This is a genomic window from Paenibacillus sp. J22P218 (assembly GCF_056269195.1).
In genome coordinates this window covers 336,231-349,565 of sequence record NZ_JBWDNL010000003.1, presented here as the reverse complement: position 1 = coordinate 349,565, position 13,335 = coordinate 336,231, and the positions used below count along the sequence as shown (strand labels likewise).

Annotated in this window: 8 protein-coding genes; 6 read left to right on the top strand and 2 right to left on the bottom strand. The window is 58.8% G+C overall.

Annotated elements, in window-relative coordinates; genetic code table 11:
• The first annotated feature begins 55 nt into the window (after nt 1–55).
• Nucleotides 56–727 carry an SOS response-associated peptidase gene (locus AC0YN0_RS16185; protein ID WP_475822175.1) on the top strand — a complete coding sequence of 224 codons (672 nt, stop codon included), beginning with the start codon at nt 56–58 and terminating at the stop codon, nt 725–727.
• A gap of 484 nt (nt 728–1,211) precedes the next feature.
• Here AC0YN0_RS16185 and AC0YN0_RS16180 read toward each other — a convergent pair whose 3' ends face one another.
• Together AC0YN0_RS16180 and AC0YN0_RS16175 are read right to left on the bottom strand one after the other, a co-directional pair.
• Nucleotides 1,212–2,207, bottom strand: coding sequence for an electron transfer flavoprotein subunit alpha/FixB family protein (locus tag AC0YN0_RS16180; protein WP_475822174.1), 996 nt, complete (start codon nt 2,205–2,207; stop codon nt 1,212–1,214).
• A gap of 27 nt (nt 2,208–2,234) precedes the next feature.
• Nucleotides 2,235–3,056 (bottom strand): electron transfer flavoprotein subunit beta/FixA family protein, encoded by an 822-nt coding sequence (locus tag AC0YN0_RS16175; protein WP_475822173.1) that lies wholly within the window; start codon nt 3,054–3,056, stop codon nt 2,235–2,237.
• Nucleotides 3,057–3,359: 303 nt separating this feature from the next.
• Between AC0YN0_RS16175 and AC0YN0_RS16170 the strand changes: the two genes are divergently transcribed.
• From AC0YN0_RS16170 to AC0YN0_RS16150, 5 genes are all read left to right on the top strand, one after another.
• Nucleotides 3,360–5,612, top strand: coding sequence for a heterodisulfide reductase-related iron-sulfur binding cluster (locus tag AC0YN0_RS16170; protein WP_475822172.1), 2,253 nt, complete (start codon nt 3,360–3,362; stop codon nt 5,610–5,612).
• Between the two features lie 360 nt (nt 5,613–5,972).
• Nucleotides 5,973–8,402 (top strand): 3-hydroxyacyl-CoA dehydrogenase/enoyl-CoA hydratase family protein, encoded by a 2,430-nt coding sequence (locus tag AC0YN0_RS16165; RefSeq protein WP_475822171.1) that lies wholly within the window; start codon nt 5,973–5,975, stop codon nt 8,400–8,402.
• A gap of 33 nt (nt 8,403–8,435) precedes the next feature.
• Nucleotides 8,436–9,659 carry an acetyl-CoA C-acyltransferase gene (locus tag AC0YN0_RS16160; RefSeq protein WP_475822170.1) on the top strand — a complete coding sequence of 408 codons (1,224 nt, stop codon included), beginning with the start codon at nt 8,436–8,438 and terminating at the stop codon, nt 9,657–9,659.
• A 31-nt stretch (nt 9,660–9,690) separates the two neighbouring features.
• Nucleotides 9,691–11,493, top strand: coding sequence for an acyl-CoA dehydrogenase family protein (locus AC0YN0_RS16155; RefSeq protein ID WP_475822169.1), 1,803 nt, complete (start codon nt 9,691–9,693; stop codon nt 11,491–11,493).
• Nucleotides 11,494–11,508: 15 nt separating this feature from the next.
• Entirely contained in the window at nt 11,509–13,332 is a 1,824-nt protein-coding gene (locus AC0YN0_RS16150; RefSeq protein ID WP_475822168.1) for a long-chain-fatty-acid--CoA ligase, read from the top strand.
• Nucleotides 13,333–13,335 lie beyond the last annotated feature (3 nt).

Sequence of the window (13,335 nt, the reverse complement as noted above, 5' to 3'; positions counted from 1 at the left end):
AATTTTCCTTCAGCTAACAAAAACTGGTTTCAACAACGCTGAAGGAGAGTGCTCGATGATTGAACGGTTTTCGTTAACGGGAGAAATTGGCGAAATGGTGGAGATGTTTCAAGTAAGTAAAGTCGTTCGGGGGTATACGAATCGGTTCAACGTGTCGCCGACGCAGAACGTGTCGATTGTGATGAACGATCGCTTTGGACAACGCACGATGCAGGAGTCGAGATGGGGGCTATTTCCGTTTTGGGCGAAGGATTCGGTGAATGCCGATCATACGACGTTGTCTCAAAAGCCGTTTTTGGACCGGATGCTTCGCAAGCAGCGCTGCGTCTTGCCTTGCAGCGGCTTCTTCGGCCGCAAACAAATCGGGCAGGAGCGTGACCCCAGGGCGATGCATGTTGTCCTCCCGAATCAACCGATATTCGGCGTCGCTGCTATATATGATTCGTGGAAGGATACGAGAGGACAAGAGGTTCGCGCCTTCACCATCATTACAGCGGCCTCTTCGGGAGCGATGTCAGTATGGCAGCCCCGCGTTCCCGTTATTTTAGATGAAGAAGGAATTGAAGATTGGCTCGATCCGAAGCTGACGGAATTCGCCGGCTTACGGAAGCACTTGGAAGCAATGGATACCTATCTGATGCGCGCTTACCCCGTCACTAACGCGGTCCACGACGAATATTTCGAGTCACCCGACTGCATCCGGGAAATCCGAATCGATTACGCATAAACAAACGAACGAACGAACGATACGAAATATGAAACGGCAAATCTAGCTGTTCCTTGTACGAAAGCCAGAGCTCAATCCGAGCCGGCATCTCAAGGGAATACCTAGCTTTGCTGTTTTTTTGTTTTGTAGAGTCTAGGGCTGTGGAAATGAAGGAAGCTCTAAAATCGGCTTTATCGCACTCTCCCGTTAGGTCAGGAAGAAGAGGAGGCAAGGCTAAAATCGGCATTATCTCACTCTCCCTTTAGATCAGGACGAACGTTAGAAGGGGCAATAAAGATGGGACGGAAGCAGGCAGGCGCATGGTTTCTGAGTAGAAGGGAGAGTGTGATAAAGGGATAAAAGCGTATAGTTGACCAAGCATAGGGAGTAGGCGGAGCAGTGTTACGGTGATGGTAAGAGGGAGCACTCTCCCTTCTAGTTCAGGAAGATTTCTATTCCTGAGTAGAGGGGAGAGTGTGCTAAAGGGGTTAAAAGGTGTCGATGTTTATGCGCGAGCGCGTTGGAGTTCGGCGGTTAGCAGCGGCACGACTTCGAAGAGGTCGCCTACGATGCCGTAGTCGGCGACGCCGAAGATAGGCGCGTCGGGGTCTTTGTTGATGGCGACGATGACGCGCGATTGGCTCATGCCGGCCAGGTGCTGGATGGCGCCGCTGATGCCGCAGGCGATATAGAGCTGCGGCGTGACGACTTTGCCGGTCTGCCCAATTTGCTGGGCATAGTCGCAATAGCCTGCGTCGCAGGCGCCGCGGGAGGCACCGACTGCGCCGCCGAGCACGGACGCGAGCGCATGCAGCGGCTCGAAGCCCGCTGCGCTGCGCACGCCTCGCCCGCCGGAAACGACGACGTCGGCTTCGGCGAGATCGAGCTGGCCGCTCGTGCGGCGGACGAGTCCGCGCACGGCGGTATAAAGCGGCGGCACCGTGAAGGGGAGTTCCTTCACGGCAGCCGTATGGCCAGCGGCCGCATCCAGCGGCTCGGCCGCAGGCAGGTTGTTCGGGCGGACCGTGACGACCCACGGTCTGCCCGGCACGAAGCTGCGCCGCTCGAACGCCTTGCCGGCGTAGAGCGGGCGGATGAAGCTGACGTCGCCGCCATCGAAGGAAGCCTCGATGGCGGTGACGTCGGCGATGTGGCCGGCGCCAAGGGCCGCGGCCACTCGGGGCGCGAGCTCGCGCCCCATGGCGGTGTGGCCGAGCAGCACCGCATCCGGCCGCACAGCGGCAATGGCGGCGCCGATGGCGGCGATGTACGCCTCGGGCGCATAAGCGCGGAGGGAAGGATCGTCGGCAATGTGCACGACGTCCGCCCCCCGCGCAGCGAGCGCGGCGGCTTCTTCCGCCGCGCCGCCGAAGCAGGTGAGAACGGCGTGGACCTCGCCGTCCTTGCCTGCCAGGCGCCTTGCGGCGCCGAGCGCCTCAAGCGCGACGCGGCGCAGGCTGCCGCTGCGGCTCTCGGCAAAAACGAGTATCGTTCTAGACATAGGTAGGCAACTCCTTTGCACGATAATTTAAAGCAGCTTCGCCTCTGTCCGCAGCAGCTCGGTCAGCGCTGCGGCTTGCTCGGCGGGAGTGCCCGCGAGCGTCTTGCCCGAAGCACGGGGAGGAGGAGCGGATAGCCCGGAGCGTACCGTCCTTGCCTCAATACTTATAGCCAGCTCGGACAGAGCCACCGTTCGGAGCGGCTTGCGCTTCGCCTTCATAATGCCCGGCAATGACGGATAGCGCGGCTCGTTCAGTCCTTGCTGGGCTGTAATAAGCGCCGGCAGCGGGATCGTTATCGTCTCGGTGTCGCCCTCGACGTCACGCTCGACTAACGCGTAGCGCTCGGCCTCGCAGTCAACTTCATTGAGCGCTGCGCGTAAGCCCGCACGCTCCGCCGCGGCGATAATGCTTACCTTGACCGCCGCGGAAGCGTGCGGCAGGCCAAGACGCTCTGCGACCTGCAGCGCTACGCTGCCGGCGCCGCTGTCAACCGCGAACAAGCCCGCCAGCACGAGATCGGGCTCAAGCGGCTGTACAAGCGCAGCTAGTGCGGATGCGGCCGCATAGCCGTCATCGCCCAAGCTTCCGTCATCGCTTAAGCGGATCGCTTCGTCTGCACCAACGGCAAGCGCCGTACGCAGCGCATCCTGCGTCCGTTCTGGTCCGCAGGTGACGGCGATGACCTGTCCGCCATGCTGATCCCGCAGCCGAATGGCCTCTTCGAGCGCATACTCGTCGTAAGGATTAATAATGAACTTGGCCGCGCTGTCATCGATGCCTCCGCCTGTTACGATGATTTTTTCCTCGGTATCGAATGTTTGCTTGAGCAGCACCACGATCTTTAGCATTGAAGCTCCCCTCGCTTATTCCTGTATTAGACACGCCGCTGCCGCATGAGGACGGCAGCAGCCGTTCATATGCAAGCGGCAAAGCCGAACATTGCTTATCCCATATCGGCCCTCGGCATTGTCCCATCATTGCTACCATATGTATTCGCGAAGATGAATAGACCGCAGGCAAATGACGTTTCACCTGCATGTTCGCGCCGTGAGGCTCATATACATGGAGCACCGCGGCTATTTATGTAAGCGCTTTATTACTTGTCCCATTTCATTGCGCTAAGCTGTACCGGAACAGAAAGGGGGCGACTTATGACGCTAAACGGCGCTTGGGGCTGGGAGCAGATTGCGACCGCCTCGAGATGGATCTTTTTTGCAGCGCTTGTCGTATTGGCGGTTGCGATGTTCGCTGTCGTCGTATTAAGGCGCGTAGGCTATATGAGGCTGGGCGTCCCGTACCATTTCATTCGTTACCGTCCGAGACGAGACAACGACAACAACAACAGCTTCTTTGCTCACGTATTTGGACATCGCAGGCTGCTGGGGGACTTGCGGAGCGGCTTGATGCATCTTGTTTATTTTTACGGCTTCATCTTGCTCCAATTCGGAGCTGTCGACCTCATTGCCAAGGGGCTGAGAGGCGGCGAACCGCTGCCGATCCCAGGGCAGGTGTACGGTCCATTCTCATGGATGCAGGAGCTGACGGTGTCGCTCGTGCTGCTCGCTGTTTTGTACGGAGCGTTCAGGCGGTATGGAGAGAAGCTTCCGCGGTTGAAGCGGGGCTGGAAGCCGTCGCTGGTCATGTGGTTCATCGGGTCGCTTATGCTGTCGATCCTGCTCTCCTTATCGTTCGAGAGGCTGGCAAGCGAGGGACACGTCGTGTCCGATGTGTATGCGCCTGTAAGTGAGCCGTTATCCATTGCGTTGCAATGGATGGGGGTTCAGCCGCACAGCGCGATGGCGGATGTGGGGTTTGAGCTGTTTTGGTGGACGCATCTTCTAGTGCTGCTGGGCTTCCTTGTTTATGTGCCGCAGTCGAAGCATTTTCACCTGTTGACGGCTCCTGTTAATTTGCTTTATCGGAGAGGAGATGCGCATGGACGGCTGACGCCGCTCAATCTGGAGGACGAGGAGGCGGAATCGTTCGGCTCGGGCAAAATCGAACATTTTACGCAAAAGCAGCTGCTCGATCTGTATGCCTGCGTCGAATGCGGAAGATGTACGAACGTATGCCCCGCTGCCAGCACCGGCAAGCTGCTTTCGCCGATGCATTTGATCGTAAAGCTAAGAGATCATTTGACCGAGAAGGGAGCGGCCATTACGTCCAAATCGCCTTGGATGCCTGCTGGGCTGTGGCAGTCTAGGGAAACGTCCGCTGCGGCTCATACGATGGGGGCGGTTCTCCCTTCCTGGGACGATGCTGCTCTGTCGGTTGGCGCGACGACGATTGAGCCGACGATGGCGGCACAGGAGCAGGCATGGGTGAAGCGCGACGGCGTGAAGCCGGAGGACGCGGCGTTGATCGGGGATGTGATGACCGAGGAGGAGCTATGGGCCTGCACAACTTGCCGCAATTGCGAGGAGCAATGCCCGGTTGGCAACGAGCTTGTCGACAAAATTATCGATATGCGCCGCTATCTTGTATTAATGGAAGGAAGCTTGCCGTCTGACGGTCAGCGAGCGCTACAAAATATCGAGCGGCAGAGCAATCCATGGGGGCTGCCTCGCGCCGAGCGCGCTGCCTGGATTGACGAATGCGAGCGAAAAACCGGCATTCGCGTGCCGACGATGCAGGAGCTGAAGCGGCAAGGCCATATGCCGGAAATTCTTTTATGGGCGGGCTCGATGGGGGCATATGATTCACGCAGCAGGCGCGTGCTGTTCGATCTCGTAAGGCTGCTGCACGCTGCAAAAGTAGATTTCGCGACGCTTGGCGCGGAGGAACGCAACTCGGGCGATACGCCAAGAAGGATTGGCAATGAACTGCTGTTCCAAGAGCTGTGTCAGGGCAATATTGAGACGCTGGCCAAATACGGCATTAATCGAATCGTAACGGCATGCCCGCATACGTATAACACGTTCAAAAACGAATATCCCGACTTTGGCTTAAGTCCAAATGTGAAGGTCGAGCATCATACGGAGCTGCTGGCGCAACTAGTGGAAGAGGGGACGATCAAACCCGTATATGAGCTTGATGAGACGATAACTTATCATGACTCCTGCTACCTCGGACGTTATAACAATACGTATGAAGCGCCGAGAAATGTGCTGCGCGCCATACCTGGCGTTGCGTTAAAGGAGATGGAGCGTTCGCGAGCGAACGGAATGTGCTGCGGCGCCGGCGGCGGAATGATGTGGATGGAGGAACGCTCAGGCACTCGCGTCAACTATGCCCGCACGGCGCAGGCGCTGGCGGTAAAGCCTACCGTCATCAGCTCGGCATGCCCGTATTGTCTGACGATGATGGAGGATGGGCTCAAGTCGCTGACGGACGACGATGACGGTGGAATTGTGCGCGCAAGGGACGTGGCGGAGCTGCTGGCGGAGAGTGTGTTCGGCGAATAAAGGAAATTTGTTGAAATGTGCGCTTCCGCGGAAAAAAGTGGGCTAGTTCGTCTATGGTTAGGTGCTCTGCTCGATGGACACTCACTGATCGCTTGATTGTCGTTCCACGTTGCAGAAACTGCAACAGAACGGGTTTGAGGAGCGTGATTTAGTCGGCGTCGTTGCAGTTTTTGCAACTGACCCATGCGTTAAGTGCTGCATTCGAGCTGATATCGGAGAATCAGTTGCACTTTGTACAACGGAGTCAATCACTGGTGGCGATGGTAAGCCATTCTGTTGCATAATCTGCAACGGAATATGGAGCGAATGTGATCTGCTGCTAGTTACAACTTTCTGAAGCATGAGGGGAGGATTCAGGCTATGTCTACAAAAGGGCAAGGGCTGCCAAAAACCGCCGCATCCATCCGTTCCGCGGCCGTTATCGGCTCAGGTGTAATGGGGGCAGGTATTGCCGCCCATCTGGCGAATGCGGGCATGCGCGTCCTGCTGCTTGATGTCGTACCGCGGCAACTGACGGCGGAGGAGGAGCGGCAGGGGCTTACGCTTGCCGATGCTAAGGTGCGCAGCCGATTGGCAGCGGCTGCCGTTGCCCGCATGGCGAAGGCACAGCCGGCACAGCTCTACGATGCCGCTTGGGTAACACGGATTAAGCCGGGAAATCTGGAGGATGATCTGGCGGCGCTCGGAGATGCGGATTGGATCATTGAGGCCGTTGTCGAACGGCTTGATGTGAAGCGTGAAGTGCTTGCAGCCATTGCTTCGGTACGCAGGCCTGGCACGCTGGTGAGCACGAATACGTCCGGTTTGTCGGCAGGGGCGATGGTTGCGGGACTTAGCGAGGAGTTTCGCCGTCACTTCGCGGCGACTCACTTCTTCAACCCGCCGCGGTATATGAAGCTCGTTGAAATCGTGCCAACGGCAAGCACGGATGCCGGCGTAGTAGCGCTGCTTAAGGACATATGCGAGAAACGGCTGGGTAAAGGCGTCGTCATTGCGAAGGATACGCCTAATTTTATTGCTAATCGGATCGGCTCCTATGGCATGCTCGTCACGCTTGAGGATACGCTCGCCTTTGAGCTGACGGTAGAGGAAGCGGATGCACTCACCGGACCGGCTATGGGGAGGCCGAAGACGGCGACGTTCCGCATGCTGGACCTCGTCGGACTCGATACGCTCCTCCATGTCGTCGACAATGTGAGGGAGCGGAGCGAGGATGCGGCGGAGCAAGCGGTCTTTGCACGGCCGCCGTTGCTGGAGAAGCTGGTTGCCGTTGGTCGGCTTGGCGAGAAGTCGGGAGCGGGCTTCTACCGCAAAGTGAAGGGGGCGGGAGGCAGCGTTATTGAATCGCTGAATCTTAGCACGATGGAGTATGGAGCACAGCGATCGGTGAGCTCGCCGATCATTGATGCGTCGAAGTCGGCCAAGGGAGCAGCGGCGAAAGTGCGCGCGCTGCTGCGCACCAATCCGTCCGACCGTTATGCGAAGTTCGCGTGGTCAACGGTTAAGCGGACGTTGCTATACTCGGCGGCGCAGCTTCATGCGATCGCCGACTCCATTGCAGACGTGGATCGCGCGATGCGCTGGGGCTTCAACTGGGAGCTCGGGCCGTTCGAGTTATGGGATGCGATCGGACTGCGCGAGTCGGTAGCGCGCATGAAGGCGGAGGGGGATGACGTTCCTGCTTGGGTGACGGAGCTGCTGGAAGCCGGACATGAGAGCTTCTACAAGGAAGAGGACAATATTCGGTCATACGCAGCGGGCACATCCTATAAACTGGAAGAACGGGAATCGGAATCGATTTCCTTAACCGCGTTAAAAGCGTCCGGTCGAACGATTCTTGCTACGTCCGGCGCGAGCTTGATCGACCTTGGCGATGATGTCGCCTGTCTGGAGTTTCATTCGCCGAACAATGCGATCGGCGGCGATATTTTGTCGGCGATCCGCCTTAGCGCGGCGGAGGTCGCCAGCAATTGGCGCGGCCTGGTCATAGCTAATGAAGGCCGCAACTTCTGTGTCGGCGCCAACCTCATGCTGCTGCTGATGGAGGCGCAGAACGGGGAGTGGGATGAGGTGGAGGATATCATCCGCTATTTCCAAAGCAGCATGCTGCAGCTTAAGCGGCTTGATCGTCCTGTCGTCGCGGCTCCGCATCGGATGACGCTAGGCGGAGGCGTGGAGGCGTGCTTGCCTGCCGACCGGATTATTTACTCTCCGGAGACCTACTTCGGACTCGTCGAGACGGGGGTCGGCCTCATTCCCGCTGGCGGCGGCAGCAAGGAAGCGGCGGCGCTTGCAGCTTCGCGAACGGCAACCGGAGCAGATTTGCAGCCGCAATTGAACGCGCTGTTCGAGACGATTGCGCTGGCCAAAGCTTCATCGAGCGGCTTCGAGGTCGGCAAGCTCGGCTTCATGCGGCCGCAGGATACGGTCATTATGCGGCAGGATGCACGCATCGCCGAGGCGAAGCGGGCGGTGCTGGAGCTTGACCGCGCCGGGTACGTCGCGCCAGCCGAACAGAGCATACGGGTTGCCGGGCGGGAGGGCAAGGCGGTGCTCAAGGTAGGCGTGCAGGCAATGAGATTAAGCGGTCATATTAGTGAGCACGACGAGCTGATTGCGAGCAAGCTTGGCCATGTGCTGGCCGGAGGAGACGTTCGGGCAGACGCTGCGGTGAGCGAGCAATATTTGCTCGATTTGGAATGCGAGGCCTTCCTCAGCCTGTGCGGCGAGAGGAAGACGCAGGAGCGGATGAGCCATATGCTGCGAACAGGCAAGCCGCTTCGCAATTAAAGGAATTATACGAAGTGAAAGGGGAGGGGAACGATGTCGGCTGATTCACCGTTGTTTGTCAATCATGACCGCGATGCGGTCATTGTGTCCGCTGTGCGCACGGCGGTCGGCAAGGCGAAGAAAGGCAGCCTTGCCGAGACGCGGGCCGAGGATATGGGCCGTGCGGTGCTGCAAGCGGCTCTGGCCCGTGCGCCCGGCGTAACGCCTGAGCAGATTGAGGACGTCATTATTGGCTGTGCAATGCCGGAAGGAGAGCAGGGACTTAACGTTGCCCGCGTTCTATCGCTATATGCGGGGCTGCCGGTGACGACGCCTGCTGTCACCGTCAACCGCTTCTGCGCGTCCGGCTTGCAGGCTATCGCCTACGCGGCCGAGCGCATTCGGCTCGGCGAGGCGGATGCCATCGCAGCCGGCGGCGTCGAAACCATGAGCCATGTGCCGATGACCGGCTTCAAGCTCTCGCCGCATCCGGGCATCGTGGATTCGATGCCCGAGGTATACATGGGCATGGGCCACACCGCCGAGGAGGTGGCCCGCCGCTATGGCGTGACGCGCGAGGCGCAAGACGCATTCGCCGCAAGCAGTCATGCGAAGGCCTCGGCTGCGATCGCGGCCGGCAAGTTCAAGGACGAGATCGTTCCGATCTTCGCAACGAGATCGGGCGTCAATGACGCGGGTCGGCCGTGGGAGAAGAGCTTCACCTTCGATACGGACGAAGGCGTCAGAGCAGAGACGACGGCCCAGACGCTCGCCCCGCTCAAGCCGTCCTTTGCCCGCGAAGGTACGGTCACCGCGGGCAATTCGTCGCAGATGAGCGACGGCGCTGCTGCCGTCATCGTCATGAGCCGAGCGCGGGCCGCCGAGCTTGGCCTTGCGCCGCTCGCTGCTTTCCGCGGCTACAGCGTAGCCGGCGTTGCGCCGGAGGTGATGGGCATCGGCCCGATCGAGGCCGTGCCGAAGGCGCTTGCGAAAGCGGGCATTACGCTCGAACAAGTCGATCTGTTCGAGCTGAACGAGGCTTTCGCCGCGCAATGCGTTCCGATCATCGAACAGCTCGGCATCGATCCCGAGCGGGTCAACGTCAACGGCGGCGCGATTGCGCTCGGCCATCCGCTCGGCTGCACGGGAACGAAGCTGACCGTCTCGCTTATTCATGAGCTGCGAAGGCGCGGCGGAGGAATCGGCGTCGTAACGATGTGTGTCGGCGGCGGGATGGGTGCCGCTGGCGTAATTGAAGTGTACGGCGAAGCGGAATAAGGAAGAAAACGATTGAGGGGAGGCCATCGGCATGACGGAAACGATACGTTTCGGCGGCAGATTCGTCGTCGAAGACAGCACGCCGGAATCGGTCGTGACGCCCGAGGATTTCAACGAGGAACAGGTCATGATGGGAGACGCTGCCCGGCAGTTCATGGAGGCGGAGCTTTTGCCGCGCGATGCGGATATCGAAGCGCTGAACTACGAACTGACGGTAGAGCTCATGCGGAAAGCGGGCGAGCTTGGCTTGCTCGGCGCGGACATACCGGAAGCGTATGGCGGTCTCGGCCTCGACAAGGTAAGCACGACGCTGCTCGCCGAGACTTTGTCTCGCGCTTCGTCCTTCGCTTTGTCGGTCGGCGCGCATACGGGCATCGGCACGCTGCCGATCGTGTTCTTCGGCACGGAGGCGCAGAAGCAGAAGTATTTGCCGAGTCTCGCTACGGGCGAACGGATCGCGGCGTATTGCTTGACCGAGCCGTCTTCCGGCTCGGACGCATTAGGCGCTAGGACGACGGCTCGGTTGTCGCCGGACGGCAAGCATTTCATCCTGAATGGCTCGAAGCTCTACATTACGAACGCCGGCTTCGCCGATTTGTTCATCGTATACGCGAAGGTAGATGGTGAATATTTTACGGCGTTTATCGTCGAGCGAGGGATGAAAGGCTTCAGCATCGGGCCGGAGGAACATAAGATGGGCATCAAAGGCTCGTCCACTTGCCCGCTGTTTTTCGAGGATGTGCCAGTGCCGGTTGAAAACGTGTTAGGCGAGATCGGCAAAGGCCACCGCATCGCGTTCAATATTTTGAACATCGGCCGCTTCAAGCTTGGCGCGGGCTGTCTAGGCGCTTCGAAAGAAACGATTGAGCTGGCGTCCAAATACGCGAATGAGCGCAAGCAGTTCGGCAAGCCGATTTCTTCGTATCCGCTTATAGGCGCGAAGCTGGCGGACATGAACATTCGGACGTACGTGCTGGAGAGCATGGTGTACCGGACGGCGGGTTGGATTGACGGTATGCTAAGCGGGGCGTCGGCCGAGGAAGTTGCTGGAGAAGGCGCTGCCGACGCGGGCAGCCGGATTGCGGCGGCAATCAGCGAATATGCGCTGGAATGCTCGATCGTGAAGGTGTTCGCGTCGGAAGCGCTGGACTTCGTGGCGGATGAGGGCGTCCAAATTCATGGCGGCTACGGCTACATCAAGGAGTACAAGGTCGAGCGGATATACCGCGACTCGCGAATTAATCGTATTTTCGAAGGGACTAATGAAATTAACCGCATGCTCATACCGAGCACCCTGATGAAAAAAGCGCTAAAAGGCGAGCTTCCGCTCCTGCGCAAAGCGCGCGCCTTGCAAGCCGAGCTGACACAGCCAATGCCGCTGCCGACATTCGACGAGCCGCTCAGCAAGGAAACGTACCGCATCGCTCAAGGTAAAAAAGCTTTTCTCGCCGTTGGAGGGCTGGCTGTACAGAAGCTTGGCATTCGGCTTGAGGAGGAGCAGGAGATCTTGTGCTCGCTGGCCGATATGATGATCGAGCTGTTCGCGATGGAGAGTGCGCTGCTTAGGACGAAGAAAATGAACACGGCAGGAGGCGCTGGCGTATCGGACAAATTCGAGCATGCAGCGGCAATGACGGAAGTGTTCGTGCAGGAATCAATGGAGAGGCTCGAGTCGATTGCGAAGCTTGCCCTTGCAGCAATGGAGCAGGGAGACGGACTGCAGATGCAACTATCGGTCTTGAAAAAACTGATGCGTGCGCCGCTTGCCGATACGATCGCGCTGAAGCGGGGAATAGCGGGACGCGTCATCCGAAGTGAGCACTATGTCGTATAAAGGGGGAGAGCGTCAATGGAACCGCTCGGACCGCAGGACCCGCTACTACCAAGTGAGCAGCCGACTGTCGATCAGGCAGATGCTGAATCCGTCCACTCCGCCGTATCCGAACCGCTTCCGCGTCCATGGCTGCGTCACTATCCCGAGGAAATACCTGCTTCGCTCGATTATCCGGACCAAAACATCGTCCAATTTCTCTTAAACGCCGTTAATCATTATCCGAATCATACAGCCGTTCATTTCATGGGCAAAACGATGACGTACCGCGAGCTGCATGCCGATGCCGTTAAGCTTGCGCAAGGTCTGGTCGGACTCGGCATCTCGCCGGGCGAACGCGTGGCGATTATGCTGGCCAATTGCCCGCAGGCGGTCGTTTCGTATTACGGAGTCCTGCTCGCAGGCTGCGTCGTCGTACAGACGAATCCGCTGTACGTGGAGAGGGAGCTCGAGAGCCAGCTTGCCGACAGCGGCGCCGTTGCGCTAATTGCGCTCGATCTGCTGGCGGGGCGTATTGCCCGCGTTCGCGGCGAGCAACCGGAGAGCGGACCGTTGCCGCAGCTGCGGCATGTCATCATTACTTCGATTAAGGATGGACTGCCATTTCCAAAAAATCTACTCTACCCGCTCAAGCAGCGCAAGGACGGTATTCGCATCCATATCGAGTATGGCAAGGATGGCGTCATTGCCTATCGCAAGCTGCTTAGCTCGGTGTCCTCTACGGTATTGCTCCCCGAGCTGCCGAAGGGGGATGAGCTTGCCGCGCTTCAATATACAGGCGGCACGACTGGAACGCCGAAGGGCGTTATGTTGACGCATCGCAATCTGGTCGCCAATACGATGCAGACGTCAGCCTGGTGCTATAAAGCCCAGGACGGCAAGGAGCGTTTTCTCGCGGCGCTTCCGCTCTTCCACGTATTCGGCCTGACCGTCCTTATGAATATGTCGGTCTTGCGAGCTGGAACGCTCGTGCTGCTGCCGCGCTTCGAGCCGGATACCGTGCTTCGGACGATCAAGGAGCAGCGTCCGACGATCTTTCCCGGCGCGCCGACGATGTACGTCGCCCTCATTCACCACAAGGATGCTCCGCGGACTGACCTCTCTTCCATCAATGTGTGCATCAGCGGCTCGGCCGCCTTGCCGCTTGAGGTGCAAGAGCAGTTCGAGGCGCTGACCGGCGGGCGCCTCATCGAAGGCTACGGTTTGACGGAAGCGTCGCCCGTCACCCATGCCAATCCGATCTGGGGGCTGCGCAAGATCGGAACAATCGGACTGCCTTTTCCCGATACGGAAGCATCGGTCATCGATCCGGCGACAGGCGAGCACTTGCCGGCCGGTTCGCTTGGCGAGCTGGTCATACGCGGACCGCAGGTCATGAAGGGCTATTGGAACCGCCCGGAAGAGACGTCACAGACGCTGCGGGATGGCTGGCTGTATACGGGCGACTTGGCGACGATGGACGAAGAGGGCTATTTTACGATTATGGATCGCATTAAGGACGTCATTATCGCGGGCGGGTTCAACATCTATCCGCGCGAGGTGGAGGAGGTGCTGTTCGAGCATCCGGCCGTGAAGGAAGCGTCGGTTGTCGGCGTGAAGGATGCGTATAGAGGGGAAACGGTTCGAGCGTATTTGGTTCTGAAGGAAGGCTGGAACATTTCGCCGATGCAGCTGGATCGCTGGTGCCGTGAGCGCTTGGCCGCCTACAAAGTGCCTCACCAATATATGTTCCGGGATAGTTTGCCGAAGACGATGGTGGGCAAAGTGTTGCGTCGCAGGCTGTTGGAGGAGGAAGCGGAAGCGAAAGCGGAGGCAGAGGCAGAGGCAACCAATAAGGAATGAAGG

What these genes read in the sequence shown, in the direction of transcription:
- AC0YN0_RS16170 (WP_475822172.1), top strand. Translation starts at nt 3,360, where the DNA reads ATGACGCTAAACGGCGCTTGGGGCTGGGAGCAGATTGCGACCGCCTCG.
- AC0YN0_RS16150 (WP_475822168.1), top strand. Translation starts at nt 11,509, where the DNA reads ATGGAACCGCTCGGACCGCAGGACCCGCTACTACCAAGTGAGCAGCCG.
- AC0YN0_RS16160 (WP_475822170.1), top strand. Translation starts at nt 8,436, where the DNA reads ATGTCGGCTGATTCACCGTTGTTTGTCAATCATGACCGCGATGCGGTC.
- AC0YN0_RS16155 (WP_475822169.1), top strand. Translation starts at nt 9,691, where the DNA reads ATGACGGAAACGATACGTTTCGGCGGCAGATTCGTCGTCGAAGACAGC.
- AC0YN0_RS16165 (WP_475822171.1), top strand. Translation starts at nt 5,973, where the DNA reads ATGTCTACAAAAGGGCAAGGGCTGCCAAAAACCGCCGCATCCATCCGT.
- AC0YN0_RS16180 (WP_475822174.1), bottom strand. Translation starts at nt 2,207, where the DNA reads ATGTCTAGAACGATACTCGTTTTTGCCGAGAGCCGCAGCGGCAGCCTG.
- AC0YN0_RS16185 (WP_475822175.1), top strand. Translation starts at nt 56, where the DNA reads ATGATTGAACGGTTTTCGTTAACGGGAGAAATTGGCGAAATGGTGGAG.
- AC0YN0_RS16175 (WP_475822173.1), bottom strand. Translation starts at nt 3,056, where the DNA reads ATGCTAAAGATCGTGGTGCTGCTCAAGCAAACATTCGATACCGAGGAA.